We start from the raw sequence: 26,146 nt of genomic DNA, 5'->3' as shown, positions 1-26,146 counted from the left end.
GTTTATTTGGCCGTTCGCAGCGGGCTTCTCGTTAGTGTCTGTGAGGGAGGCTCGCCGTAACGTTGGCGATACTCGACGGCAAAACGTCCAAGGTGGCTAAAGCCCCAGCGCAGCGCAATGACCGAAACGTTATCGGTGTGTTCGGCGCATAACAGTGCTTGGTGAACCTTTTCGAATCGGGCGTTCCGCAGGTACTGCATGGGAGAAGCGCCATGGGCGTCCTTGAAGTGCTTGAACAGAGTTCGACCTGCGACTCCTGCGGCGGCTGCAATTTCGCCAATTCCGAGCGGCAAGCCCAGCTCAGCATTCATATACTCGACGGCACGCTTAACGGACGCGGGGGCGATGGATTTTTGCATCCGATGCAGAGCATCGGAGTAATTGTTGGGATGCTCAAGGAGAAGCTTGGTGGTGATGCATTCCTCGAACAGGCCTGTCGCGATTGGGTTGTTCGCGAGCGCATCGCCGCCTTCGAGATCACTGATAGCCAGACCGACGCAGTTTCCCAAGCTGCGACCATGTCCTTTGGTCAAATCGATCGACGCCGTGAAAACGACTGGCTCGGAGAGAGGCGTTCCCAGGAGCGCGGTCAGTTGGCGATTCATACGCTCTTCTGTGATCTGCACATGCACGCGGGCCCCGACGCCCTGCGTGCGGACCACATATTGCAACGTCGGTGACGACACGAACCCTTGTTGGGGGCCACATATCAGCGTTTCCGCCCCGATGGTCGCCTCGATCGCCTCCTCCAGCGGGAGATTGATCCAGTAGTCGTGGCGAGCCGCATGGGTTCGAGCCGCAATTGGCGCGCCGTATTGATAGTATCCGACGTACGCGCCGGGCAAATAGACGCCGTTGATACGCAGGTCGATTTGCCGCGCATCGCTGCGCGACAGATCCAGCTCGTAGTCTTTGGTGCTCAGGAACGCGCGTGCCTCGTCCGCGTCGCGCGTGTGAAACCGGCTCAGGCGGCCCAGGATCGACTTGGCGGGACCCAACATCGTACGGCCCTCCGCGCATGCTGTTTCCTCGATCCACTATAGCACGGCCGGGGCGCGGGAGGGGCGTCCCTCTAACATTGATGCAGTATTTGGATAGCAGGAGCGCTCGCGTTGCGCACAAGTGAGCCGAGCCGGTGGTTGACGAACGAGGTCACCGTCTGCGCGCCATGCATCCGCAGTATGCAGGTGGCATTCAAGCGTAGCACGAAATCGCTGGTCGTCGCAGTTTCGGCTACGGTGGAGCGATACAGGCTCCCAGATCATAGCGCCACGGCGAAACAATAGTGCCCATCTTCATCGACAGTGGCGCGCCATAGGATTTTATTCCGATATCGTAATCTCTTGATGTCACTGCGTTGTGCGATGTTTCGCGTCCGGCTTCGCGGGTGCGCCTTGCGTTGCGGCCGAAGTCACAACGCTTCCCGGCGGCACCAGGAGTTCTATCGGGACTGGACGGTGAGCTGCGTCGTCCAGGCCGCGCGGTCAGACGTCAGCCGACGCCTAGCACGGGCCAGTCGCGAGCCACAGCTACGCTATCGAGGCTCGACGGCGCCGCCACGAACTGCGTGACAATAAAGATGTCAGGAAGCTGTCTCGGCGGGCGATCAGCACAAGAACCGCAAGAGCTTCGAGCGGCACAAGCGCCGGCTGTAACGAACTCCTCGCCGCGCAAGACATCCCGATTATCGAAAAATCCGATGTGAGAGTCAGAAAGCGAACGGAAGCTCCGACGTTAGTCAGCCATATCTTGGTCAGGCGGGTGCGAGGCGGTTATTCGCGGCGTACCTGACCACGGTGGAAGTTGGGAAATGGTTCTCGGCTCCATTTCTGCGATGCAGCCTGCGCCTCGGAAGGTTCGGGACGCAAATCGGTTTGCTGTTGAGTTTCGTTTGAAAGGAAGAAAACCTGTGAATGATGCCAATGTGAAAGTCGAAGCGAATGCCAATCCGCAGAATGCGACGGTCGATGCTGGCGAAAAGCAAGGCCTTGACATGCCGCTTTTCGCGATGCCGGGGATGTTCCGTGGGATCGCCGAGCAGAGCGTCGTGCGGGCGAGGGACAACTGCGAGAAGATAAAGGCTGCCTCGGGGGAGATAGCCGACATTCTCCGAGAAACCTATTCGACCAACGCAAAGGGCGCCGCGGACTACGGGGTCAAGGTCATCGAGATCTCGGGCGTCAACACCAACTCCGCTTTCGATTTTCTCACCAATCTCATGGATACCAAGTCGCTATCGGAAATCATAAAGCTGTCAGCCACGCAGAGCCGCCAGAGCTTCGAAGCCGCGTCCGCGCAGAACAGGGAACTTTGGGAGCTCGCTCAGAAAGTCGCGACCGAGGCGGCCGAGCCGATCAAGAAGAGCTTCACCAGAGTCCTGCAGAAGGCCTCCTGAATCGAAGTTTTGCAGGCCGCCGGGATCGGCTGGAACAAGCGCCTCCCGCGAGAAGAGGTGCAGTCCAGCCGATGGCGAACGGACACGTTGCTGCGACACAAAAGCGAAACAGGGGGGATCAAGATGGGCATCGTTATGATCAAATGCCCTCAAACGGGACGCGAGATCCCGACGGGCATCAAAGCGGATCGGGAGAGGTTTCGATGCAGTGCGGTGTTCTTCGCGCGCACCTACTGCTCAATCTGCCAAGCCAATCACGAATGGTTCGCCAAGGAAGCCTGGGTTTACGAGTCGAGCTAGATAGCGGAGATGATGTGCTGAGGGGCTACACTTGGGCCCTGCGATCCGCGCGGAGCCGTTGAGAAATGACGAAAACGCGTCGGCCCTTAGTCAATTCCGTCAATCGCCCCTTGACCGCTCACTAGTCGCCCCCTGGGTTCGCGTGTCCGGCTCCGCTTCATCCACTTGGGCCAGAAGGGGATCTTGAGCGCGGGGAATTTTGTGCACCGGCGGGGCATGAATGCGAGGCTTCATTCCTTCCGGCGAAACAATGCGATCGATTCTGCTGCGCATGGCCTCGTAGCACTCGCACGCCGCTGCTTCGAGCCGCGGTCTGTCAATCTCGATCAAGCCCCGCCGATTGGATCGGATAGCCCGCGATGCCCGGAGCTTGCGCACAACATGCGTCACCGTCGTTCGTCGTACGCCAAGCAACTCCGAAAGCGCCTCTTGCGTCAGTGGCAGGAAGTCTCCGTCAATGCGGTCGCGGATGTGAAGCAACCACCGGGCCATGCGGGCCTCGGCCGAGTGCAACGCATTGCAGGCGGCCACGTGCTGGAATTGCGCCAGCAGCGCCCTGGTGTAGATCTGGACCACATGTCGGATGGCGCGACTTTGGCTGAACGCCGCATGAAATCGCGCTGGAGAAATTTGCAATGCGGTCCCGGTCACCCGTACGACCGCCGTCATTGGAGAGCGGGAGGGTCCCAGCGCTGACAGGATGCCCGCGGCTCCCTCATTCCCGATGACCGCGGTTGCAACCGTTTGTCCGTTCGGCATGTCCATTATGAACGCGATCGTCCCGCTCTCGGGGAAGTAGATCTGTTCAATTGGATCTCCCGATCGCACCAGCACTGCGTCGCGTTCAAGCGATATTTTCCGGAGGTGAGGAGCGAGCAAACCAAAATCTGCTGGCGGCAATGCAGCTAACAGTCGATTACCAACCCTGGTAGGGTGCTCCATCACGGGAAAGCTCCTTCCCTCGACGGACGCGCGGCTCTCTGCAGAATATTTGTGGCGCCAGGCTGCGTGCGGAAACCTCGAAAAACAGACCGCGCCTGAATACCAAAACCCACCGCGCCCTATAAAGTTCCAGTGGATAGATTTTTTGGCAGGTTAGATATCAGCCGCCCGTTTCCGCCCGCCAGATAACCTCGGCGGCTGGGCCCCGCTGGGGCCGTCGGTTTCGGGCGGCGCACGGAAACTCATCGCCGCCAAGATCGTGCGGCTTGGCGGCTATCGCGAGAGGAGCGCCGGCCGTGTTTCAATGATGGGCCGAAACGCTCTTGACGCACTCGGACAGCAAATCACCGGACGCAGAATGGCTGACGTCACCCAGACTGATGATGCCGACCATCCGCTTGCTCTTGTTGATCACCGGCAGCCTGCGGAGCTGCAACTTCTCCATGTGATGCACCGCCTTTGCGAGGTCATCGTCCTCCCGGCAACAATGGATGCCTTCGGTCATCACATCGCGCGCCGTCGCGAGGCCAGCATCGAAGTTGTTGCTCGCGAGCCCTTTGCAGACGATGTCGCGGTCGGTTACCATCCCGACCAGTCGGTCGTCCTCCCCAACCGGAATGCAGCCGATGTCATGTCCCCGCATTAATTTCGCAAGTTCGGTGACAGGGGTGTTGGGGCTGACCCAGTCGACACCCTTGTGCATCACGTCTTTGACTTTCATGGCGAACCTCCGTTACTGGGTTTCAGGTGCACTTGATGCAATGCAGCACGGCCCCCCGTTTTCTCAACTATACAACCGATCGGGTGCGACGGCACCAGCGCCTCAGCGCTATATCTCGACCTGCCGCGCAGAATCCCCACCTCTCGTGGCATAAGGATGCGTCGGTATCGCGTACCACTCCAACTGCGGGATGCGGGCGGATTGTCCCCCAATAATAATATGCCCAGCCGCAGATGCGACCGACCTATCCTCAGTCGTGCGCGCTAAAACGCCCATGCAGTGCGTTGGCCGTCAGGCGCGCAAACTGCGCCTGGCTCAGATGAAGCAGCGTCTCGTGATCGCCTGCTTCCATATAGATCTCCGGCTGCGCCTCGATGCTATCGTCGACGATGAGATCCAGTCCATAGCATTTGCCAACGGCCGGAACTGCACCGTGCGCGCAGTCGCGGAACAACCGATTGATCTCGGCTTCATTGGCCATGTCGACATTGTCACCGAGTTTTGTCCTCAGTTCTGATAGGCGAAGGTGGTGCGATGCGGGCATGACGACCAGCATATAGTCGCCATCGCGCCGCAACACGATGCCTTTGGCGAGACGATCGCCCGAGACGTGGCATGCCTCAGCCGTGCGAGTGGACGACATGGTAAGTTCGTGCGGGATCTCCTCGTATTGGATGTTTTCGGCGGTCAGATATCTCTTGAGTGTGGGAGCAATGGACATGACGTGACCTCCGGCGCGATATGCAAACCGTCCACCGTGAGGTCTTCCCTGCAGACTCTCGCCGTACGATGGGCGGCTGCGTGGTTATAAACCCAGCATAGGTCTTCCATCCGCCAGCTGCAATTCGTCGTTGATGACCAACTCTGTCGCGAGATAGAAAGGGTCTAAAATCCAAAGCGCAATAGACGGCTGAGAACCCGCACCAACCCTGCCACGAGAATGGCGATGAACATCGATCTGACCCGCCGTACCCTGCTACGTCTCGCCGGCGTCTCCTCATTCGCGGCGGCTGCCGCGGCAGCAGCGCGCGCCGAAGGAAATGCTGCGGGCGGCGGGCCCACCTTTGCCAGCCGCACCCCGATGCGGGTCGGAATGGTGACGATGCGGGTGCGCCAGCTCGACCCCATCGCCGACTTCTATCGCGATGTGCTTGGCCTCACCGTGATGGAGCGCTCCGGCACGGCTGCGCTGTTGGGTTCGGGCGGCGTGAAGCTGCTTGCGCTCGAGGCGCATCCGGACGCCGCCACCGAATCCCGCAGCGCGGCTGGTCTTTTTCACACCGCTTTCCTGATGCCGACGCGCAAGGATCTGGCGCGCTGGCTTGTCCATGCGGCGATCAATCGCGTTCCGTTCTCGGGTTTTGCCGATCATCGCGTCAGCGAATCCGTTTATCTCGACGATCCCGAAGGCAATGGCATTGAGGTCTACGCCGATCGGGACCCGTCGCTGTGGCAATGGAGCGCCGGAACGGTGACCATGGCTACCGACCAACTCAACATCGACGATCTGCTCACGCTGACCGACACACGCGCCAGCGACTTCGCCACGGCGCCCGACGGATTGCGTATCGGACACGTCCATTTGCGCGTCGGCGATATCGCCCAGGCGGAAAATTTCTATCACGGCACCGTCGGCCTCGATCCGACGCGCCGCCGCAACGGTGCCTCGTTCCTGTCCTCCGGGCATTATCACCATCATCTCGGCATGAACGTCTGGCAAAGCGCCGGCGCCGGCCGCCGCGACGAGAGGGCCACCGGCCTTGCCTGGTTTTCGCTGGAAGTCGAGAAGCAGGATTTGCTCGCAGCCCAACAGGAGCGCTTGCGGAAGGCGGGAGCGCAACTCGCCACCGTGGAAAACGGCCTCGAAGCGGTCGATCCCTGGGGCACACGCGTGCGGCTCGTCAAAGTCTGATCGGTGTCCGGAGGCTGCGTCTGAGAAGCCGCTTCTGGATGGACGAAGAAGTTCGGATGCGCGCGGCGTGGGCGATCAGCACGATAGCCGCGTGCCCGCCTCCTTTACCGATCGCGCTCGTAAACGAAGCGATGGCCCCCCAATGGAATCCAGCGATGTCCGGCGCGAAAAAGCCGCCGGACCTGAATCCGGCGGCTTGATCGGTGCTTGTTCTTGATCGGTGCCTGTTGATGAAGGCTTTTATTGCCGATCACCTCCGCGGCAGAGCGATGTGGACGGCCGGAACTGGCGGCGCACGGAATGCCGGGGTCGGGACCGACGGCGCGCGGATCACAGGCGCAGCGACAGTCGCTATTCGGACCGTCGGAGCCACCACCGCGCTCTTGGCAGCAGATCCGACCAGGTTGACGGTGCGGATGGCGGGTCGCTCGTAAACGGTGCTCCCGATCCGGATCGTCGCAGCAGTGGCCGTGCCGGCGCGTTCGTACATGCCGCCGCCGACTGGACGGTCGAGTTTCGGAGTGGTGCCGGTGCCGGCGCGCTCGTACATGCCGCCGCCCACCGGGCGATCGCCGTTCGCCGTGGTACCGGTGCCGGCGCGTTCGTACATTCCACCGCCGACCGGGCGGTCGCCGTTCGCCGTGGTGCCGGTGCCGGCGCGCTCATACATGCCGCCGCCGACCGGGCGGTCGCCGTTCGCCGTGGTGCCGGTGCCGGCGCGTTCGTACATTCCGCCGCCGACCGGGCGGTCGCCGTTTGCCGTGGTGCCGGTGCCGGCGCGTTCGTACATTCCGCCGCCGACCGGGCGGTCGCCGTTTGCCGTGGTGCCGGTGCCGGCGCGTTCATACATGCCGCCGCCGACCGGGCGGTCAGGGGTCGGATGGCCGGTGCCAGCCCACTCGTACATGCCGCCGCCGACATAGCGGTGGCGGTCGCGGCACTCGAGGTCGCAGCCACCAACCTGGCGCTCATGGGAGGCCGTATCAGTGTGGGCCCTCTCCCACATTCCGCCGCCGACATACCGATCCTGCGCATGGACAAAGATCTCCTGAGCGGATGCCGGTGTTGCAACGAACGAGGAGCCTGCGAGCAGCGCCGTGACGCTGATGGCGAGAGCGAACTTTCGGTTTTTGAAGGTAAACATCGTCGATCTCCTGGGGTTTTGGGGGTGGCCATCCACCCGGTAATTCCATGGACGGACCGACGACGATTTTTTTCGCTGCGAACGTTCGATGGGACGCGCGGATTTCGGGCAAGGGCGCATCCGTACCTCAATACCGCTCGCCAGCGAAAGTTCTAGGAAGCTTCGGGCGAGCAACGGCGACGCTGACACGGGCGTATGCCGCTTCCGGCCATTCCGGCCTATTTTCTCCAAGGGTGGAGATGCCTCGCTTTTTCTTTGTGTCGGCCGACGGTCCTGTACTAAATTTTGAAAGCTGCCCGTCCTGTGGCCGAAAACGAGCACATCTGCTTGGCGGCCGGGGAGGGAGATGAATTTGCAGAATCCGATAGCCTCGTAATCAGGTTAGCCTTGCGCACTTTAATTGCTCCAAGATCAATGTTGGACCCCTGCGGTCCCTGTGGATTGACCCATGCTGCAAGCAAATCCGCGGCCCGAACTAGAGCTGGTTAGAGCTGTCGTTTCCGGCGATGCCGCGGCCGCCCAACGATTTTTGGAGATGGCGTCCGCCACCCTGTGGTCGGTGGTGGTCAAGCTCGAAGGTGATGGCGCCGAGGGCGAGTCCGCATTCCTTGGCGTGATAGAAGGCCTGAAGGCAGACGGCTATAGCCGACTCCGGGCGTTCGATGGCCGCAGCCGTCTGTCCACCTATTTGGCGATCGTTGCGCGCGACATTCTTGCTGACCGGCTCGCGCGCGGTTTTGTGGAGTCCCCGCGCAAGAGCTGGACCCGCTTCGAGCGTTTTTTCGGCGAGGATATTCGTCGGCGGGTCGCGCACCGGTTTCCGCGTGAGACCGGTACCGGCCGACGTGAAGATGCCTATCAGGAGGTCTGCCTCAAATTTATCGAAGACGATTACCGGCGCATTCGCGCTTATGACGGGCTTGGCAGCTTTACCGGTTTCATCCTTACCGTGGCGGAACGGATCCTGCTCGATTTGGTGCGAAGGGATGCCCCAAGAAGGCGCCTCCCGGCGGCGGTCGCGCGGCTTTCTCAACTCGATCAGGATATCTATGCAGCGATCGTCTGGGGCATGCACCCGGTCGATGCTGATCGGTTAGCCATGACAATGCGCGGCCGCTTTGAGCGTGACCCCGATGCGGAGGAGATTCGCCAGGCCCTCCAGCGTGTTGCGGAGGTGGCGCCGTTGACCGCGGCTGCCACGTCCGGACGGAGCGAGATGGTTTCGCTCGACACTTCGGGAGATGACGACCAAGGCATTGTTATTCCGGATTCGGGCGCTACCCCCGAGCAACAGCTGCTGGACGCCGAAGAGGAACAGACCCGTTCGGCGCTGCTCGACGCGGTCAAACAGGCCGCAGACGATCTTCCGGCAGACGAGCGCCTATATCTGCAAATCGTGTTCTCGGCGACCGATCCGATGCCGGCACGCGAGATCGCGCGAACGATGCAGCTACCTGTTGAGGATGTTTACCGGCTGAAACAGCGGGCGCAGCGCTGGTTGACCGAGCTGGCGGCCCGTCTCGGAAAAAAAGATGAGCTCAAGGCGCAAAAAAACTGACTCTGTCCGTCTGAATACGAATGGACCCCAGAGCGGAATGAACAAACCATGACCGATCACCTTAAGCGAGAGATCGAGCGGCTACTCGACGAACCGGGCGAACAGCCTGCACCCGGCCAGGCGTCGGACAGGCTGCGTTCGAGATTGGCCGCCACCTTGTACGAAGGGCTTGAAAGCGCCCCGGCTGCTTCATCGAGCGCCGAGGCCGGAAATCCCGCGTCGATCGCCGCGTTTGTCGATGGTCAGCTAGGCGGTGCGGAGCGTGACACGTTCGCGAGCGCTCTTGCGCGGCAGCCGAGCATTCGCGCTGACGCGCAATCTGCGGCCGACTTGGTTTACTCGATTACCGACAGTCCGAAGCAGGTTCCGAAGCACCTCATGGCACGCGCCGCCGTGCAGTTCGCACCGGATCCGCCGCGCCCGGCCGAGGCGCGCTCGCGATGGAGCTTCTCTTTCGCGGCGTTGTTGCCAAGGCAGCGATTGGCCTTGGCGATGGTGGCTGCCGTGGCCCTGATCGTCGCCGTGCCGGCGGGGCTCATGGTCGGTGGCCGGCTTGGTGGGCCGGGTGGCGGCGCCGAGCCGGAGTTAAGCGCCGTCCCTGAGCCGGATCCAGCGACGCAGCAGCTAGAAGCCTGCAAGGACAAATCGAAAGACGCATCGAAGGCCGCGAAGGCGAAGACGGCCGCCTCTCCCCAGAGCAAGGATGCCGCCTCAGACGCCAAGGATCCCTGCAATCCGCCCGTGCCTGACCCCAATAGCGCTGCGAAAAAATAGTTGATCAGGCGCTTGTTCGATCAACATCGATTGGCGCTGCCGCGTGCCGCACCTCTCAAAAAAAGTTCGAGAGGCAACTGCCTTATTGGCGGTTTGCGGCGGGTGTCACGGTTGTCTCGGAAGCTTCTGCCGGCGCAACCGTCAGAATGGCCTGATAGGCGTCTACCAGGCCGCCGCCCGACTGATCATCGACCGGCGTCGAGCCGAGGTGCCGGGCACTCGCCATGAGCGCATCGCGAACTCCGTCGGGGGTCAATCCGGGCTTGCGCTCAAGCATCAACGCGACCGTACCTGTCACATAGGCCGCCGAAAACGAGGTTCCGGACATCCGCTGCAAGGAGTCGTTCGGGGCGAGCAGGATCAGATCGACGCCGGGGGCCGCGACCGCCACATAGCGACCGCGATTGGCAAAGGCAGGGATCTGGTCGTTCTTGTCGGTCGAGGTGACCGCGATGACATTTCGGTCGGCGGCTGGAAACAGCGGTGGCGAATTCGCACCCTTGTTTCCGGCAGCTGCAACCAGAACTACGCCTTTGCCATGGGCCGCCGCGATGCCACGCGCGATGCCAGGATCCTGCGGACCGGCAAAGCTCATGTTAATGGCGCGCGCGCCGTGCACGGCGGCCCAATCCAGTCCTTTCATTATGGCGAAGGTGGTGCCATCTTCGGGGCGACCGTTGCCGCTAAATGCCCTTATCGCCAGAATCTGCGCGGCCGGCGCAACGCCCATCAGGCGGCCATGTGCCGCGATACTGCCTGCGATCGCGGTGCCATGTTTATGGACGGGTTCACCAACTAAAATCGCATCGAACGTTTCGGCGATGTCGCCGGCAAGATCGGGATGCGAAACATCGATGCCGGAATCGATCACGGCGACCAAAACCTTGCTGCCGTGCGCCAGCCGATGGGCCTCGGGAAGGTGCATTTTCATGAGCTCGTACTGCGACTCGTCGCCCCCCGTCGCGAGAGGATCCGGCGCGTTCTCCTCCATAAGGGCAAACAGGTAGTTCGGCTGCGCGAAGAGTACGCTGTTATCGGTCTCGAGTGCGCGCACAACCACCGGCACGGAGCGGCGGTCAGGAATTCGCAAGCGTAACAGTTTGGTCCCACCGAGCTGGAAATCGACAGCCTCCAGGTTTGCGAGGCGAAACCGCCGCGTCAGCGCATCGGTCTGTTGGCTGCTGAGCGCACTTGCGACTTCAACCACCACCTCATCGGGTACAAAACGCCGCTCATCGGCGGGAGGCACCCCACTGGGATTGCGCGCGGCCTGCTGCTGACCATTGGTGGGCGGCTTGATATCCTCCTTGCGCTCCTTTTTCGGAGCCAGAGCCTGCTTGGTGTCAGCCGGGCGGACGGTTTTGGCATTCTTGGGCTGGGAGCCGGAATGCTGCTGGTTTTGGTCGCGGGCGGATTGGATGGCCTGCTGGACGGCGTTGTTGGTGATATCCCGTTCAATCATCTGGGCCACTGAAGACGAGATTGAACTGGCGATGCCGGTACCGAGCACCGCCAGCAACACGATCGAATTCCTAACGGATGGCGTTTTGAACATGGCAAGCCCCCCGGGGGCAAATGGTCTGACGAAATCTTCTCACCAGCCTAACAAAGGCTACTGTATCGCCGCGTCTCAATCCAGACAGCCGCGCCGCGCCTTTCGCCGCCGGTAAAGGTCGCTGCAATCGGCAAGGTCGTTAATTGCCGCGTCAGCTCTTCACGTAACACTGCACGGCGTGGACCTGGACCGAACCGGACGTATAGTTCGAACTCACACTGCCGCCGCCAGTCTGGTAGGCCAGCACCGGAGAACAGCTTCCGCCAGTGGGACCGGTCAGGCCTGTCACCAACTTGCCGTTCACGTAATAGCCAATCACGCGGCCGTACTGATCCGTAAACGCGGGATAGTCCACCGGCGTGAATGTGGTCTTCTTGGGAGCAGGAGCCGGCGCAGGCGCAGGAGCAGGAGCCGGAGCGGGCGGATGGTTGGCAGCGACGGTCGGCGTTGCCGGCTGAGTGGTCACCGGAGTCGGTGCCGGCGTCGCATTCGGGTTGGGAGCGGTCGTCGCCGGGTATCTGGAAATCGACGACATGGCCCCCACGACCTTGCCGCTCTGGTAGATCAGAACGGTATCCTGCGTTCCCGCGCCTGCGGGACCCTGCCACTTCGACAACGTGGTCTGGAAAGTCGCCGGCTTGCCGTTGAACGTCGACGGCCTGGATGACGACCCAATAACCGTCGATGTTACGGCCGGTACGGTGGGCTTGGGAACGACGACGTTAACAGCCGGCTTGGGAACGACGACATTGACGGCCGGCTTGGGTACCACAACGGTGGCATTGGCCGCCGATCCGAACAGCGCCAATACGGAAACTGCGGCAAGTGTGGCCGCGGGGCGCGAAAAGTGGGACATGATCTCCTCCATTTGACTGGGACCGACCATTCGGCCCGCTAAGTCCATGGACGGACACGCCTCGCTTTTTTGCGCGGCTCCCCGGTAAAATTCCGATTGAGAGATCGTCAATCCTGCCCGGGGAGGTTCACACCCCTATCGCGTTCCTTGCCACCACGTCGCGGTAAAACGCCACGCTCAGCTTCGGCACGCGGGCCTGGGTCTCGAAATCCACCCGGTACAGGCCGAAGCGTTTGTTGTACCCGAAAATCCATTCGAAATTGTCCATCAGGCTCCACAGGAAATAACCGCGGACCGGGACACCCTCGGCGGTGGCGCGCTGCAACTGCGTCAAATAGTTGCGCAGGTACATGATGCGATCGAGGTCGTAGACCTTGGCGTCGGCGGTCAATTTGTCCTCCGAGGAAGTGCCGTTCTCGCTGATGTAGATGGTGTCGATATTCCAGATTTTTGCCGCGAGCCGCGGCACCCAATAGATCGTCTCCGGGCCGATCCTGAGCCATTCGGAATTCATGTGCGGAAACGAGGCCGGGAAGGGCAGCACGGCCCAGCCCGGCTTCTTGTCGGAAGCCACGATGTAGAACTGCGGGGCGTAGATGTTGAGGCCGATGAAATCGTTCGGCGAGGAAATGATCTTCAATTCGTCGGCGGTGAATTTGGGGGCGGCGGCGCCGGCATATTCGAGAAAGCCGTCGGTGTATTTGCCTTCGAGAATGACGCCGAGGAAGCCCGCATTCAATTCGCGCGTCGCCATCTCGGCGGCGCGAATATTTTCCGGCGTGTTGATCGCGGGCAGGCACGCCGCGATGTTCTCGGCCGGGCCGACCTTGGTGCCGGCGCGCGCTTTGGCGCGGATCGCCTGCACGGCAAGACCATGCGCCAGCGCCACGTGGTGCCGGACCTGGTTCAGTTGCGGCGGCGGCAGACTGAGGCCGGGGGCGTCGATGTTCCAGCCATAACCAAAATTCACGAACCTTCCGGCTTCGTTGACCGTGAAGAAATTCCTGACGCGATCGCTCAAACGCTCCGCCACGTAACCGGCGTAGTCTCCGAACGCCTTCGAGGTGTCGCTGGATTGCCATCCGCCGAGGCGGTCCTGCAGCGCCTGCGGCAGATCCCAGTGATAAAGCGTCGCGTAGGGTTCGATGCCGTTCGCCAGCAGTTCATCCACCAGACGGTTGTAGAAATCGAGGCCCTTGGGGTTCGGCGCACCCGACCCGTCCGGAAACACCCGCGGCCACGCGATCGAAAACCGATAGGCCTTGACGCCGAGATCCTTGATCAGGCGAACGTCTTCCTTGTAGCGGTGGTAGTGTTCATTGGCGCGGTCGCCGTTGCTGTGGTCCTCGATCCGGCCCGGTGTGTGGGAAAACGTGTCCCAGATCGAGCGGCCTCGGCCGTCTTCATCGACCGCGCCTTCGATCTGATAGGCCGACGTCGCCGTGCCCCATACGAAGCCGTCCGGAAAACTCGCCGGCGCGTAGCGGTCGGGCGCTCCTTTCGGCTCGGCGTCCGCAGCCTTCGCGGGGGGCGCCGCCGCCATACCGAGCGCGGAAAAGCCCGCAAGCTTGGCAAAATGGCGGCGCGAGAACTTACCGAACATCGACATCTCCCGATTTCGCGTTGACCCGCATCCGCCTTCGTCCCCGAGGCGGGATGCGGTCTTAAGGATCGATTTGATAGGCGGAAATCCTGTCGATCTCGAATGCGACCGTAACAGGAGATTCAGCATCGACGAATCCGACGCCCTTGAAATATTTGGCGCCCATCGCAAGGTTGACGATCATATACATGGGATCGTCGAAGCCTGACGGGACCTTGATATCCGACACCGGCTTGCGGTCGATGAAATAGACGATGCGGTCGGGCACCCACAGCACGCCGTAATCGTGGAAATCGCTGGACGCGTCCGGCACCATGAAGTCGAACCCGCAGGATTGCACCAACTGGGTGGCCGGAATCCGCCAGTGCGTCGTCATCGCCATGTCGCCGATCTCTTGCCCGCGCCCTTCCATCACGTCGAGTTCGGGAGGCCAGCCGCCGTCGTCCGCAAGCAGCCAGAACGCCGGCCACACGCCGTGCCCGATCGGTATCTTGGCTCGGATCTCGAAATACCCGTGTTTCTGCGAAAACCAGCCCTGGGTCGTCAGGATGCCCGAGATGTATTCATTGTTGAACAGCACCGGCTTGAGTTCGGGCGGCGTCCGGCTGGCAATGATCGATAAGATTCCGTCGTGTACTTTGAACGGGTCGAGCCCGAGCGGTGTTGTTCCTCGTCCGGCGTAGCGCGGGTCGACATAGATCTGCTGTTCGCCGTTCCAGCTGTCTTTTCGTTTGAAGTCGGAGCCTTCGCCGCCCCAATAGCGCGCGTCGGGCCAGGCGGCGCCGCCGGCGTAGTGCGGCACCCACTTTCCTTTCAGCGGATGGACGTCGAAATCGTCGTGAAACGTCCGGTGCAGGGAGAGCGTTGCGAGTGGACTTGTATCGGTGGCGTCGAACCGGCGACATAGTTCGTCGGGCTGCTCGTTCCGGACCGCCAGCGAAAGCTCTGCGGGCGCAACTTTTAGATCGTCTTGCGCGAAGGCCGGCGCCAGGACGGAGAAAAAGCCGATGGCGGCAAGAACTCTCGGCGTCAAATTCGTCGGCCCTCGGTTTACACAGGGGCTAAACAACGGCGCCTCCTGCAATCGAATTCTCCATCGCATCTATATCAGTTTTGTGTTGGAGAATACGCGATTTTCAGCGAACACGTTTGCGAAGGGTCCGGACATTTTTCCGCCGCGATTGACATGCGCCGATGAATGTCGAACGATCTCGGCACGCAACGTCAAAGGCACCCGAAGAAGATGTCGAAAAATCCCGATCCCGCCGGCCACCTTCCCGATTTGCAGAGCCCGGCGGTGGTGCCGGGTTTGTCGAAGCGCCTCGATGTGCGACGCGACAGTTGGGGCATCCCTCATATTCGTGCCGCTTCGCAGGCCGACGCCTTTGCCGGACTTGGCTTCGTTCATGCCCAGGACCGGCTCTGGCAAATGGAAGCACTGTTGCGGCGTGGCACCGGGCGCTACGCGGAATGGCTCGGAAAGTCGGCGCTCCCAGGCGATGTTCTGGCGCGACGCGTCGATACCAGCGGAGCATCGCGGCGCGACTACGCGATATTGAGCGCCGAGACCCGATCGATGCTCGAGGCGTATGCGCGGGGCGTCAACGCCTTTATCGCGCTACGCCGTTGGCCAAGGGAATATGCCATTCTCAAAGCCCAGCCGCAGCGATGGGAGCCCTGGCATTCGATCGCGGTGATGCGTCAGATCGGGTTTCTGATGGGCTCGGTGTGGTGGAAGCTGTGGCGCGCGGCAGCGCTTCCCATCGTCGGCGTCGCCGAAATCTCAAAGCTGCGGTTTGACGATGGCGGCGACGACCTGCTTTGCATTCCGCCGGGCGAGCAAGGCCGCCGCTATCTCGCCGCGCTCGCCGATCTCAGACCGGGGCTGGAAGCCCTGATCGGCCCTGGCCATGATCTTCAGGAAGCGGAAGTCGCCGGCGGCAGCAACAACTGGGCACTCGCGCCCGAGCGCACCGCGACCGGCCGCGCCATGCTCGCGGGCGATCCGCACCGTGTTCTGGAAATGCCCAACATGTACGCCCAGGCCCACCTGGCATGCGATGAGTTCGACATCGTCGGCCTCACGGTGCCCGGCGTTCCCGGATTTCCGCATTACGGCCACACCGCCAAGGTCGCATGGTGCGTCACCCATGCGTTCGTCGACATCCACGATCTCTACATCGAACGGTTCGACGCCGCCGCCGAGAACACCCGCTTTGAGAATCGCTGGATACCGGTCAAGCGCCGCAAGGAGACGATTTCGGTTGCCGGTGAAGCCGATGTCGAGATCGAGGTGCTCGAGACCTGTCATGGGCCGGTGATCGCCGGTGATCCGGCCGCCGGCACGGCGCTGGCGCTTCGCTCGGTGCAGTTTGCGGTTCCGGATCGTTCCTTCGATTGCATGCTGCCGATGCTGCGCGCCGGGACGGTCGAGCAGTTCTATGAAGCGACCCGCGACTGGGGCCTGATGGACCACAACCTCGTCGCGGGCGATACCGCAGGTCATATCGGCAATCGCGTGCGCGCCAAGGTGCCGGCGCGACCCAGGTCGAACGGCTGGCTGCCGGTGCCGGGTTGGACCGGCGAGCATGAATGGGATGGCATGGTGCCATTCGAGGACATGCCATGCTGCATCGATCCCGCGGGCGGCAGGATCGTCACCGCCAATAATCGCGTGGTCGAGAATGGCGAGCGCTATTTGTCGACCGACAGCATGCCGCCGCATCGCGCCCGCCGAATCTGGCAGAGGCTGGCAAAGCTCTCAAAGGCCGGCGTCGACGACATGGCCTCGGTCCATCGCGATCTCGTCAGCGTGGTGGCGCTGGAATTTCGCGATCGCGTCCGCAACGTCGAGGTGACCGGGAGCGCCGCCGAGCTGCGCGATCGCATCGTCAATTGGAACGGCGAAATGACGCCGGATTCGCACAGCGCCGCCGCTTATGTCGCGTTGCGGACGGCTCTGACAAAACTGGTCGCCGAGAAAAGCGGCTTGAGCGCGGTTTCCGAGAGCCCTTATGCGAAGGTCACGCCGGGGATTTTCGGCGAGAGCCAGATCTGGTGGACCGTTCCTCAATTGCTTCGTGCCGACGACACCGGCCTGATCGGAGGGGCCAGTTGGGATCGAGTGCTGGCGGAAGCGCTGCAGCGCGCCGCGCAGGATTTGCCATCCGAGCCATGGGGCAAGCTGCATCGGCCCACATTACGTCATCCGTTGTCGCAGGCCTTTCCTGAACTGGCCGCAACCCTCGACAAGGACTGCGCCCCTGTCGGAGGTGACAACGATACGGTGTTCGCCACCGGCTACATCGCCCGGCTCGGCATGCGCGCGACCTATGCATCGCTATGCCGCTATGTGTTCGACGTCGGAGCGTGGGACAATTGCAGATGGATCGTCTTTCACGGCGCGTCGGGTCACACCGACAGTCCGTGGTACGACAACCAGAATGCCGTCTGGGCGGCGGGCGAGATGGTGCCGATGCTTTACGATTGGGCCAAGATCGAAGCCGCGACCACGACCCATCAGCAATTATTGCCTGACGAAACTTTGGGCACGGCTTGACAGCGTGCGCCGAGCCGACGAGGCCAGTGCTATGCGCGGAGCTTGTCGAAGAGGCGCGGATTCAGCGGTTGTCTCCCCTGTCGGTTCGGCTATCCTTTTCAAAACCGCGCGGAGACGTCGCATTTGACTGAGAGCAGGATTGCAGGTCTGGACCGAAGCCTGCGTCAACGCGCGCTCAAAGTCGTGCCCGGCGGCATGTACGGACATATGCGGGTCGCGGGCTTGCCCGAGGGCTATCCGCAATTTTTCGCGCGCGGCGAGGGCTGTTATCTCTGGGACGTCGACGGCCGCAAATATCTTGATTTCATGTGCAGTTGGGGTCCCGTCGTGCTCGGGCATCGCCATCCCAAGGTCGATGAGGCCGCGCGCCGCCAGATGGAGCAGGGCGACTGCCTGAATGGTCCGAGCGAGCGCATGGTCGAACTGGCCGAGCGGCTGGTCGGTTTGGTGACGCACGCCGATTGGGCGATGTTTTCCAAGAATGGCACCGATGCGACGACGACGTGCGTGACGCTTGCGCGCGGCGCCACCGGCAAGCGCAAGATCGTGCTGGCCTCCGGCGCCTATCACGGCGCGGTGCCGTGGTGCTCGCCCTATCCGTATGGTGTCACGTCTGAAGACCGCGTCCACGCGATCTACATCAAATACAACGATATCGCGAGCCTGGAAGCCGCCGTGGCGCAGGCCGGTAATGATCTGGCGGCAATCCTCGTGTCGGCCTTCCGTCACGATTACGGCCAGCATCAGGAATTGCCCGATCCCGCCTTCGCCAGGCGCGCCCGTTCGCTGGCCGATGCCAACGACGCCGCGCTCATTCTCGATGACGTCAGGGCCGGCTTTCGCCTGACCCTGCATGGAAGCTGGGATCCGATCGGCGTGCAGCCGGATCTGAGCGCGTGGAGCAAGGCCATCGCCAACGGTTACGCGCTTGCGGCCGTCATGGGCAATGAGCGCTTTCGGCAGGCCGCATCGCAGCTCTACGCGACCGGCTCGTTCTGGTGCGGCGCGACCTCCATGGCGGCGGCGCTGGCGACGATCGACGTGCTGGAGACGGCGAACGGTCCCGAGCACATGCGGCTGATGGGCCAGCGGTTGCGCGATGGTGTCGCCGCGCAGGCCGCCCGTCATGGCGTCGCTATCCGCCAGAGCGGCCCGGCACAAATGCCGAGCATCCTGTTCGAGGATGATGCCGATTATGCCAAGGGCTCGCGCTTTGTGCTGGAGGCGCTCAAACGTGGCGTCTATCTGCATCCGAAGCACAACATGTTCCTTTCGCTCGCCCATACCGCGGCGGATATCGATTTGGCGTTGTCGGTTACCGACGAGGCGTTCGGGGTCATCGCGAAGTTGCAATAGCAAATCGCTTCGCCCCGGGATTTGCGACGAGTTCGAGGTCAAGTTCGGGGTTTGAAGGCATGAATCGATCTGTTGGGCGAAATCTCGTCGCGTTTGTGGTGACGCTTGCTTTCTCGTTCGCCGTGGGCGAGGTCGCGGCAGCCGAGCAGCCGAAAAAAGGCGGCACGCTGGTGTACGCCAGCGTCTCCGGGCCGGGGACACTCGATCCCTATGTCGCCTCCAGCTCGGTTGAACTCGAGGTCATCAACAACGTTTTTGAAGGGCTGGTCACGCTCGACGCCAATAACGCGACGCGCACGATGCTGGCCTCGAAAGCTGCGGCGTCGGAGGATTTCAAGACCTATCGTTTCGAACTCCGCAAAGGCGTGAAATTCCACAACGGGCAGGAGATGACCTCCGCCGACGTCAAAGCATCGTTCGAACGTTACCAGCGGGTCAGCCCGAATGCGAAAAACCTGGAGGGCGTCGATCATTACGATACGCCGGACCCCTACAGCTTCATCATCGTATTGAAGCAGCCGAACGTCGTCCTGCTCGACGTCCTCAAATCCCCGATCTACCCGCTGATGATCCTCCCGGAGCAGCAAAAGGACAAGCCCGCGCGCGGCATCGACATCATCGGCACCGGACCGTTCATGATGGGCGAATGGGTCAAGGACAGCCACCTCATCATCAAGCGGTTCGATGATTATGTGGCCGATACCAGCGTTGCCGGGCGCGACGGTTACGGCGGGCGCAAGACGGTTTATCTCGATGCCGTGCGCTATCGTTTCATGCCGGAAGCCACCACCCGCATCGCCGCCTTGCAAAATGGCGAGGCGCAATTGATCTCGACCGTCCCGAGCGAACTCAGCGCCCGCATCACCGAACGCAAGGATCTGGCGATCCGCGAGGTGTTCCCGGTGCTCGGCAGCTACATCATCGTCAACTCGCAGAAGGGGCTGACGGCCAATGTAACCATTCGCCAGGCCATCGCCGCGGCGATCAATGTCGACGAAATCATCGAGGGGGCCGGCGGCATCAACAAGCGCAATCCATGGATGTCATTTCCCGGCACGCCCTATTATCTCGGCGAGAGCGCGCCGACGCCCTGGTACGACCTGAAGGACGTCGCCAAGTCCAAGGAGCTTCTCAAGCAGGCCGGCTACAACAACGAAAAGATCATCATCGAGACCAACAGCAACTACCAGTGGATGCGCTCGACCATGCTGGTCGTTGCCGAGCAGTTGAAGGAAGCGGGAATCAACGTCGACGTTCAGGTCACCGACTGGACCACCAACGCATCTCATATGCAGCAGGGCACCGGTGACTGGAATCTGTCGACCACGGCGTTTGGGCCCGATCATATTCTCGGTCCGCAGCAGTGGCGGCCGATGCTCTACACATTCCCGCACATCACCGGCAACGATGCCCTCGACAAGGCCTATAGCGAGTTCTTTGCCGCGCCCACGCTGGACGAGCGGCGCGCCGCCTGGCTGAAGATCCAGCAACAGGTGCTCGGCGGCGCATACCTCATCAAGATCGCCGATACCGGAAGGCTGAGCGGATATTCGAAGAGGCTGAAAGGCCAGAGCGAATATGCCGGCGTGCTGCAGCTATGGGATCTTTGGCTCGACTGATCGGTGTGTCGGCGGTCCCGCGCGAAAGCATCGGCCGCAAAGGACGCGGCTCGTAGCATCGCTCAGGCGCGTTCGTTCCGAAGGGAGTTGGTTCTGCTACGCATCATTGCCTTTAAGTTCCTGCAAGCGGTGCCGGTGATATTGATCATCTCGATCCTGGCCTTTCTGCTGCTCAGTCTATTGCCGGGTGATCCCGCCATCATCATCGCGGGCGAGCAGGCCTCGCCGGAAGCGGTCGAGCGCGTACGTCAACAGCTCGGCCTCGACCGTCCGTTCCTGCAGCAACTGGCAATCTGGCTGCTCAATCTGGCGCAGGGCAATTTTGGCTCATCGCTGGTCTTGAACCAGAGCGTGCTTTCGGCGGTCGGAGAGCGGCTGCCGGTGACGCTTTCGCTGACGGTGCTGTCGATCTCCATCACGATTCCGATCGGTGTTTTCCTGGGCTCCCTGGCTGCCTACTATCGGCGGTCATGGATCGACGCCGGCGTCATGACGTTCGCCCTGGTCGGCGTGTCTATCCCGGCATTCTGGATCGCCATTCTCGGCATTATCCTGTTCAGCGTTCGCCTCGGTTGGGTCCCTTCCAGCGGCTTCGCGCCGATCTCGCAAGGTTTCGGAGCATGGTTTTCTTCCGTGATCCTGCCGGCGCTGATCCTGTCGCTGTTTCAGATCGGCTTCCTCGCGCGCATGACGCGCTCGGCGATGCTCGACGTGCTGGGCCAGGATTTCATTCGAACGGCGCGCGCCAAGGGACTGAGCGAGTGGCGCACGGTCGGCAAGCACGCGCTGCGCAACGCGCTTATTCTCATCATTACCGCGACCGGCATCCTGGTCAGCACGGCCATTGGCGGTTCTGTTGTCATCGAGCAGGTTTTCGCGCTGCCGGGCATCGGCCGCATGGTGGTTCAGGCGATCCTGGCGCGCGACTACCCGCTTGTTCAAGGGACCATGCTGATCTTCGGGTTCACCTTCGTGATCATCAACCTGATCGTCGACGTGCTTTACACGTTCGCCGATCCCCGCGTGCGCCATGACTGACATCGGCGTCGAAGCCATCGTCTCCGGCGGCGGCCTCAATTCGCCGCAGCGTGGCCGCTCGGTCGCGAAATTGTTCAGGCACAGGTCATTCGTGATCGGCTTTGCGATCATTGCAGCGCTTACGCTGGCTGCGATCCTTGCGCCGCTATTGACCTCGCTCGATCCGTCGGCAATGAAAGTCCGGCTTCGCTTTCGTCCTCCGGCACCAGGTTTCATCTTCGGTACCGATATGTTCGGGCGGGACATTTTCACCCGCGTGCTTTACGGCGCCCGCGTCTCGCTGTTCGTCGGGCTCGCGGTCTCCGTCATTTCCGGTTTCTGCGGCGCCGTCATCGGGGTCGTTGCGGCGCAGTTCCGAAAGCTCGATGCGCCGATCATGCGGTTGATGGACGCGCTGATGTCGTTTCCGGCCATTCTTCTTGCGCTCGGCATTGCCGCAGCCCTTGGCCCGCGGGTCTCGAGCGTAATCGCGGCGTTGACGGTCGCCTACGTTCCCGCCGGCGTGCGCATCGTTCGCGCGGCGGCGCTCGTCGTGCGTGAGATGGATTATGTGCAGGCCGCGCGACTATCGGGTGCGTCAGCGTTGCGGATCATCGTGCGGCACATTCTGCCGAATTGCTTCAGCCCGCTGCTTGTCCACCTGACCTTTATCTTCGCTTACGCCATCCTGGCCGAGGCGGCGCTCAGCTTCCTCGGTGTCGGCGTGCAGCCGCCGCTCGCAAGCTGGGGCAACATCATCGCGGAGGGGCGCGACTATGCCACGGAGGCGTGGTGGGTGATGCTGTTCCCGGGGATCGCGATCAGCCTTGCGGCGCTCGGCATGAACCTGCTCGGCGACGCGCTGCGCGATATTCTGGACCCACGGTTGAAGGGAGGCGATTAGCGTGGCCGCACTCCCACTGCTCGCGATCCGTGACCTGACGGTGCAGTTCCGCGTCGACGCCGGGTGGCTGACGGCGATCGAGGGCGTATCGATCGACATCGCCGAAGGCGATTGCGTCGGCGTGGTCGGCGAATCCGGCAGCGGCAAAAGCGTCACCGCGCTTTCCATCCTGCGGCTGCATGACCGCGCCGCGACCCGTATTCCCCAGGGTTCGATCAGCTTTCAGGGAGTGGACTTGTTGAAATCTTCGGATCGTGCGCTGCGCCGCATTCGTGGCCGCGAGATCGCGATGATTTTCCAGGATCCGATGTCGTCGCTCAATCCGGTGCTGACGATATCCGAGCAGATTTCCGAGACGCTTCGACAGCATCAGGACATGCCGGAGGCCGCCGCGCGCCGACGTGCCGTCGAGTTGCTCGATCTGGTTCGGATTCCCGATGCGCGCCGCCGCGCCGACGATTACCCGCATCGTCTCTCCGGCGGCATGCGCCAGAGGGTAATGATTGCGATGGCGATCGCCTGCCGGCCGCGCCTGTTGATCGCGGATGAACCGACCACCGCGCTCGATGTCACGATCCAGGCCCAGATCCTCGAACTGTTGCGGGATTTGCGTCACGAGCTAGGCATGTCGGTGATGCTGATCTCGCACGATCTCGGCGTCATCGCCGAGTTCGCGCAGAGCGTCGTCGTGATGTATGCCGGGCGCGTGGTCGAGCAGGCGCCGGTCGCAACGCTGTTCCGCCGGCCGGTTCATCCTTATACCGCCGGACTGATGGCGGCGGTGCCGAAACTCGACGGCGATGCCGCACGCTTGCGGACCATCCCCGGCCGGATCCCAGGGCCGCAGGAAAATATCCGGGGCTGCCGCTTCGCGCCGCGTTGCGACTTTGTGCAGGAGGCCTGCCGGCAGGCGCCGCCGCCGCTGCAGCTGGCAGGCGCGTTGCACAGCGTCCGCTGTCCGCCGCGCGTGGTTCTTTTCGGCAATGCCGATGGCTGACGCGCCGATCGTGGAGGCGCGCGGCCTCACCAAGACATTCATGGTCGGCCACGCCGGCGGGGTTTCACCGCTGCACGCGTTGGACGATGTCGATTTCGACGTCATGGCCGGTGAGACGCTGGGGCTGGTCGGCGAATCCGGTTCGGGCAAATCCACCGCGGGCCGCATTCTGGTCGGGCTGATCCCGGCGACGGCGGGCAGCGTCTCGTTGTTTGGACATTGCATCACCGGCCGCGACGGGTCCGCGGCGCTTCGCGCGGTGCGCTCCCGCCTGCAATTCGTGTTTCAGGATCCGTTTGCGGCGCTCAATCCGCGGATGCGGGTCGGCCGCTCGGTCGCGGAGCCGCTGGAGATTGCCGGAAAACTGTCGCGCCGCGACCGCAACGATCGTGTCGCCGAATTGTTCGAACTCGTCGGACTGCCGAAGGGCAGCACCGATCGCTACCCGCACGAGTTTTCCGGTGGCCAGCGGCAACGCATCGTCATCGCCCGCTCGCTCGCGCTCAATCCGGATTTCATCGTTTGCGACGAGCCGGTATCGGCCCTCGACGTCTCGATGCAGGCGCAGATCGTCAATCTGCTGATGGACCTGCAGCAGCGGTTGGGCCTGACCTATCTCTTCATTGCCCATGACCTCGCGGTGGTCCGGATCATCTCGACCCGGGTCGCGGTGTTGTATGCCGGCTCGATCGTCGAGACCGCGCCGAAGCACGATATCTACGCACGGCCGCAGCACCCCTATACCAAGGCGCTATTGGACGCGGTGCCGCGTCCGGATCCGGCATTTGTCCGCGCGCGGGCGATTTCCGGCGAAGTCCCGAGCTTGCTTGATCCGCCGCCGGGTTGCCGATTCCATCCGCGCTGCCCGCTGGTCATGGATCGCTGTCGCGCCGAGGCGCCGAAGCTGCTGTCGTCCGGAAAGGACCGGCAGGTCGCCTGCCATTTGTTCGAAGCGGCTCGTTAAGAAACGCTTCATAATCTCCGCGACTTGTTCGAACGCAAAATTATCGAAAATTAGGGTTACCCGTTCGTCAACGCTCAGTTTTTCTTAAGCATTCCCACCCACTGTAGTTAACGGCGCGTCGCGTGTCGGTAGCAAGTGTGGGTCGTTGTCATGAAAAAGATCTCAGTTGCGGTCTGCGGCCTGCTGTTGGGGTCCGGTCTCGCAAGAGCGGCGGACCTGCCGGATGTGGTGGTTGCGCCAAGGGTGCTGTGGTCCTGGACCGGTCTTTACATGGGCGGGCAGGTCGGCGGCGGTTTTGGAACGTCGCAAGTTTCCGATCCCGCAGGGCCCGGGATTTATGGCGGCAATGTCCGAAGTCCCGCCGTGCTGGGCGGCGGGCAGATCGGCTATAACTGGCAAACTCCCAACTCGAATTGGGTGCTTGGCGCGGAGGCGGAGGCCAGTGCGGTGAGTGCCGACGGTACCGCGACATGCCTTGCTTCGTCCGGCTTTTTCTTCTCGGCCAATTGTCATGTGCGCCAGACGGCAACCGGCAGCCTGACCGGTCGCGTCGGTTACGCAGCCGGCACCGGGGGACGCACGCTGATCTATGCCAAGGGCGGGCTCGCCGCGCTCCGCGAGCAGGTCGACCTCACGACCAATGGTCTGGTTCCCTTGACATCGACCGGCTTCGACGGTGTGCGATGGGGATGGACGATCGGCGCCGGCGTCGAGAAAGCGCTGACACCGGCGTGGTCGCTCAGGCTGGAATACGACTATGCGAATTTCGGCGGTCTCGGCATCGCCACACCGGCGAGCCTGTTACAGATTGGCCTGCCGGCTAGGTTTCTTCAGACGACAGGCACTACCAGCAGCGTCAGTCAGGACATGCATATCTTCAAACTGGGCCTCAACCTGAAGCTCGGCGAAGATCTCCATGCCCAGTGGGAGCCGCCGGCGTCGGACTATCGCCTGCGAGGGACGTCCGAGGCGGCCTACGTCCCGGATGCCGAAATCGAGATCGGCGGACGTACCTGGTACTCCTCCGGCAGGTTCCAGAAGGATCTGGGCGCAACCCCGAATACGCCGCAGCAGGACCTCCTGGTTTCGCGCCTGACCTACGACACGACGTCGGCGACCGGCGAGTTGTTCGGCCGCATCGACACCAGTACAAATTTCTTCCTCAAGGGTTTTATCGGCGGCGGCAGCCATCTGTCGGGCAAGATGCATGACGAAGACTGGGGCATCTTAACTCCAACCGCAATTGTTCCCTACTCCAACACGCTTTCCGATCCGGTGAACGGCGATCTGGCTTACGGCACCTTCGATGTCGGCTACGCGCTGTTTCACGGGCACAGCTCCAAGGTCGGCGGCTTCATCGGCTACAATTATTTCAGGGAGAACAAGTCGGCCTATGGCTGCGTCCAGATCGCCAACGCAAATTCCGACTGCGTCCCCTCGATTGCGAATTCCACGCTCGGCATCACCGAGAATGACACCTGGCATTCCATGCGGCTCGGTGTGAATGGTGAGGTGAAGCTGATGGATCGATTGACCTTGACCGCCGATGCCGCCTATCTGCCGCTGGTGTCGTTTACCGCCAAGGACAATCATTTGCTGCGAACCGACGTGACCGACACCGTCTCCCCGGAAAGCGGCAATGGCAGGGGCGTGCAGCTCGAGGCCATCCTGGCCTATGCGCTGGGTAATTCCTTCAGCATCGGTGCCGGCGGCCGCTACTGGGCAATGTGGTCGAATAATGCGTCCACGAATATTTTCGGTTCACAGTGTCCCTGCCAGACCCTGCCGGTTCGAACCGAACGCTTCGGCGCCTTCGTGCAGGCTTCCTACAAGTTCGAGGGATTGAAGTAGGTTTTTGGGCCGTCGCCCAAGCGCGAGAACAGGGGCTTTCTCGCGAGCGAACCGTCGACTATAGAAAATCCTAAGACGAGGCGACGCCCGCCGGCGCGCGCGCTTTGTCGGCTGCGCCA

Annotated in this window: 21 protein-coding genes; 12 read left to right on the top strand and 9 right to left on the bottom strand. The window is 62.1% G+C overall.

Annotated features, from left to right (window positions below; translation table 11 throughout):
• Nucleotides 1–2: 2 nt before the first annotated feature.
• Nucleotides 3–1,001 (bottom strand): AraC family transcriptional regulator, encoded by a 999-nt coding sequence (locus B5526_RS12435; protein WP_079538449.1) that lies wholly within the window; start codon nucleotides 999–1,001, stop codon nucleotides 3–5.
• 809 nt (nucleotides 1,002–1,810) lie between these two features.
• Here B5526_RS12435 and B5526_RS12430 point away from each other — a divergent pair.
• A complete protein-coding gene (locus B5526_RS12430; RefSeq protein WP_244562279.1) occupies nucleotides 1,811–2,395 on the top strand; it encodes a phasin in 585 nt (194 codons plus the stop codon).
• 399 nt (nucleotides 2,396–2,794) lie between these two features.
• Here B5526_RS12430 and B5526_RS12420 read toward each other — a convergent pair whose 3' ends face one another.
• The 3 genes from B5526_RS12420 to B5526_RS12410 form a co-directional block, all read right to left on the bottom strand.
• Entirely contained in the window at nucleotides 2,795–3,637 is an 843-nt protein-coding gene (locus tag B5526_RS12420) for a Crp/Fnr family transcriptional regulator (protein WP_079538446.1), read from the bottom strand.
• Nucleotides 3,638–3,938: 301 nt separating this feature from the next.
• Nucleotides 3,939–4,358 carry a CBS domain-containing protein gene (locus tag B5526_RS12415; RefSeq protein ID WP_079538445.1) on the bottom strand — a complete coding sequence of 140 codons (420 nt, stop codon included), beginning with the start codon at nucleotides 4,356–4,358 and terminating at the stop codon, nucleotides 3,939–3,941.
• Nucleotides 4,359–4,608: 250 nt separating this feature from the next.
• The gene (locus B5526_RS12410; protein WP_079538444.1) at nucleotides 4,609–5,079 is read right to left on the bottom strand and encodes an aminoacyl-tRNA deacylase; all 471 of its coding nucleotides are present in this window, start codon (nucleotides 5,077–5,079) and stop codon (nucleotides 4,609–4,611) included.
• A 225-nt stretch (nucleotides 5,080–5,304) separates the two neighbouring features.
• Here B5526_RS12410 and B5526_RS12405 point away from each other — a divergent pair, with 225 nt between their 5' ends.
• Entirely contained in the window at nucleotides 5,305–6,270 is a 966-nt protein-coding gene (locus tag B5526_RS12405) for a VOC family protein (RefSeq protein WP_079538443.1), read from the top strand.
• 250 nt (nucleotides 6,271–6,520) lie between these two features.
• On the opposite strand, the gene B5526_RS12400 is transcribed toward B5526_RS12405, so the two are convergent.
• A complete protein-coding gene (locus B5526_RS12400) occupies nucleotides 6,521–7,414 on the bottom strand; it encodes a hypothetical protein (protein WP_079538442.1) in 894 nt (297 codons plus the stop codon).
• 448 nt (nucleotides 7,415–7,862) lie between these two features.
• On the opposite strand from B5526_RS12400, the gene B5526_RS12395 reads away from it, so the two are divergent.
• On the top strand, nucleotides 7,863–8,972 hold the full coding sequence (locus B5526_RS12395) for a sigma-70 family RNA polymerase sigma factor (RefSeq protein ID WP_079538441.1): 1,110 nt from the start codon (nucleotides 7,863–7,865) through the stop codon (nucleotides 8,970–8,972).
• A gap of 144 nt (nucleotides 8,973–9,116) precedes the next feature.
• On the top strand, nucleotides 9,117–9,746 hold the full coding sequence (locus B5526_RS12390) for a hypothetical protein (protein ID WP_154071280.1): 630 nt from the start codon (nucleotides 9,117–9,119) through the stop codon (nucleotides 9,744–9,746).
• Between the two features lie 82 nt (nucleotides 9,747–9,828).
• Here B5526_RS12390 and B5526_RS12385 read toward each other — a convergent pair whose 3' ends face one another.
• The 4 genes from B5526_RS12385 to B5526_RS12370 all read right to left on the bottom strand — a co-directional run bounded on the left by B5526_RS12385 (nucleotide 9,829) and on the right by B5526_RS12370 (nucleotide 14,793).
• Nucleotides 9,829–11,268 carry a S8 family peptidase gene (locus B5526_RS12385; protein ID WP_172842036.1) on the bottom strand — a complete coding sequence of 480 codons (1,440 nt, stop codon included), beginning with the start codon at nucleotides 11,266–11,268 and terminating at the stop codon, nucleotides 9,829–9,831.
• A gap of 184 nt (nucleotides 11,269–11,452) precedes the next feature.
• Nucleotides 11,453–12,157, bottom strand: coding sequence for a hypothetical protein (locus B5526_RS12380; protein WP_154071279.1), 705 nt, complete (start codon nucleotides 12,155–12,157; stop codon nucleotides 11,453–11,455).
• 127 nt (nucleotides 12,158–12,284) lie between these two features.
• Nucleotides 12,285–13,760, bottom strand: coding sequence for a GH1 family beta-glucosidase (locus tag B5526_RS12375; protein WP_079544947.1), 1,476 nt, complete (start codon nucleotides 13,758–13,760; stop codon nucleotides 12,285–12,287).
• Between the two features lie 61 nt (nucleotides 13,761–13,821).
• Nucleotides 13,822–14,793: a glycoside hydrolase family 16 protein gene (locus B5526_RS12370; RefSeq protein WP_244562278.1), complete on the bottom strand. Its 972-nt coding sequence runs from the start codon at nucleotides 14,791–14,793 to the stop codon at nucleotides 13,822–13,824.
• A gap of 165 nt (nucleotides 14,794–14,958) precedes the next feature.
• Between B5526_RS12370 and B5526_RS12365 the strand changes: the two genes are divergently transcribed.
• From B5526_RS12365 to B5526_RS12330, 8 genes are all read left to right on the top strand, one after another.
• Nucleotides 14,959–17,319, top strand: coding sequence for a penicillin acylase family protein (locus B5526_RS12365; protein ID WP_244562277.1), 2,361 nt, complete (start codon nucleotides 14,959–14,961; stop codon nucleotides 17,317–17,319).
• A gap of 195 nt (nucleotides 17,320–17,514) precedes the next feature.
• Nucleotides 17,515–18,675: an aminotransferase class III-fold pyridoxal phosphate-dependent enzyme gene (locus B5526_RS12360; protein ID WP_079538435.1), complete on the top strand. Its 1,161-nt coding sequence runs from the start codon at nucleotides 17,515–17,517 to the stop codon at nucleotides 18,673–18,675.
• A 59-nt stretch (nucleotides 18,676–18,734) separates the two neighbouring features.
• Nucleotides 18,735–20,294 carry an ABC transporter substrate-binding protein gene (locus tag B5526_RS12355; RefSeq protein WP_079538434.1) on the top strand — a complete coding sequence of 520 codons (1,560 nt, stop codon included), beginning with the start codon at nucleotides 18,735–18,737 and terminating at the stop codon, nucleotides 20,292–20,294.
• Between the two features lie 93 nt (nucleotides 20,295–20,387).
• The gene (locus tag B5526_RS12350) at nucleotides 20,388–21,332 is read left to right on the top strand and encodes an ABC transporter permease (RefSeq protein WP_244562357.1); all 945 of its coding nucleotides are present in this window, start codon (nucleotides 20,388–20,390) and stop codon (nucleotides 21,330–21,332) included.
• Complete coding sequence (locus B5526_RS12345; protein ID WP_079538433.1) at nucleotides 21,325–22,215, top strand: ABC transporter permease; 891 nt, start codon at nucleotides 21,325–21,327, stop codon at nucleotides 22,213–22,215. The genes B5526_RS12350 and B5526_RS12345 overlap by 8 nt, the downstream gene beginning before the upstream one ends.
• Nucleotides 22,211–23,212 carry an ABC transporter ATP-binding protein gene (locus B5526_RS12340; RefSeq protein WP_349642782.1) on the top strand — a complete coding sequence of 334 codons (1,002 nt, stop codon included), beginning with the start codon at nucleotides 22,211–22,213 and terminating at the stop codon, nucleotides 23,210–23,212. Before B5526_RS12345 ends, B5526_RS12340 begins: the two co-directional genes overlap by 5 nt.
• Nucleotides 23,205–24,176, top strand: a complete 972-nt coding sequence (locus B5526_RS12335; protein ID WP_079544945.1) for an ABC transporter ATP-binding protein — start codon at nucleotides 23,205–23,207, stop codon at nucleotides 24,174–24,176. The genes B5526_RS12340 and B5526_RS12335 overlap by 8 nt, the downstream gene beginning before the upstream one ends.
• 150 nt (nucleotides 24,177–24,326) lie before the next feature.
• Complete coding sequence (locus B5526_RS12330) at nucleotides 24,327–26,027, top strand: outer membrane beta-barrel protein (RefSeq protein ID WP_079538431.1); 1,701 nt, start codon at nucleotides 24,327–24,329, stop codon at nucleotides 26,025–26,027.
• The last annotated feature ends 119 nt before the right edge of the window (nucleotides 26,028–26,146 follow it).

The sequence above is a fragment of the Bradyrhizobium lablabi genome, assembly GCF_900141755.1.
In the GTDB taxonomy this organism is placed as follows: Bacteria; Pseudomonadota; Alphaproteobacteria; order Rhizobiales; family Xanthobacteraceae; genus Bradyrhizobium; species Bradyrhizobium lablabi_A.
Note: the sequence above shows the minus strand (reverse complement) of the source record. Positions and strands in the feature narration are given on the sequence as shown.

Excerpts from the sequence above, each read along its gene's own strand:
- B5526_RS12435 (WP_079538449.1), bottom strand. The coding sequence starts at position 1,001 with ATGTTGGGTCCCGCCAAGTCGATCCTGGGCCGCCTGAGCCGGTTTCAC.
- B5526_RS12430 (WP_244562279.1), top strand. The coding sequence starts at position 1,811 with ATGGTTCTCGGCTCCATTTCTGCGATGCAGCCTGCGCCTCGGAAGGTT.
- B5526_RS12420 (WP_079538446.1), bottom strand. The coding sequence starts at position 3,637 with ATGGAGCACCCTACCAGGGTTGGTAATCGACTGTTAGCTGCATTGCCG.
- B5526_RS12415 (WP_079538445.1), bottom strand. The coding sequence starts at position 4,358 with ATGAAAGTCAAAGACGTGATGCACAAGGGTGTCGACTGGGTCAGCCCC.
- B5526_RS12410 (WP_079538444.1), bottom strand. The coding sequence starts at position 5,079 with ATGTCCATTGCTCCCACACTCAAGAGATATCTGACCGCCGAAAACATC.
- B5526_RS12405 (WP_079538443.1), top strand. The coding sequence starts at position 5,305 with ATGAACATCGATCTGACCCGCCGTACCCTGCTACGTCTCGCCGGCGTC.
- B5526_RS12400 (WP_079538442.1), bottom strand. The coding sequence starts at position 7,414 with ATGTTTACCTTCAAAAACCGAAAGTTCGCTCTCGCCATCAGCGTCACG.
- B5526_RS12395 (WP_079538441.1), top strand. The coding sequence starts at position 7,863 with ATGCTGCAAGCAAATCCGCGGCCCGAACTAGAGCTGGTTAGAGCTGTC.
- B5526_RS12380 (WP_154071279.1), bottom strand. The coding sequence starts at position 12,157 with ATGTCCCACTTTTCGCGCCCCGCGGCCACACTTGCCGCAGTTTCCGTA.
- B5526_RS12375 (WP_079544947.1), bottom strand. The coding sequence starts at position 13,760 with ATGTTCGGTAAGTTCTCGCGCCGCCATTTTGCCAAGCTTGCGGGCTTT.
- B5526_RS12365 (WP_244562277.1), top strand. The coding sequence starts at position 14,959 with ATGTCGAACGATCTCGGCACGCAACGTCAAAGGCACCCGAAGAAGATG.
- B5526_RS12360 (WP_079538435.1), top strand. The coding sequence starts at position 17,515 with ATGTACGGACATATGCGGGTCGCGGGCTTGCCCGAGGGCTATCCGCAA.
- B5526_RS12355 (WP_079538434.1), top strand. The coding sequence starts at position 18,735 with ATGAATCGATCTGTTGGGCGAAATCTCGTCGCGTTTGTGGTGACGCTT.
- B5526_RS12345 (WP_079538433.1), top strand. The coding sequence starts at position 21,325 with ATGACTGACATCGGCGTCGAAGCCATCGTCTCCGGCGGCGGCCTCAAT.
- B5526_RS12335 (WP_079544945.1), top strand. The coding sequence starts at position 23,205 with ATGGCTGACGCGCCGATCGTGGAGGCGCGCGGCCTCACCAAGACATTC.
- B5526_RS12330 (WP_079538431.1), top strand. The coding sequence starts at position 24,327 with ATGAAAAAGATCTCAGTTGCGGTCTGCGGCCTGCTGTTGGGGTCCGGT.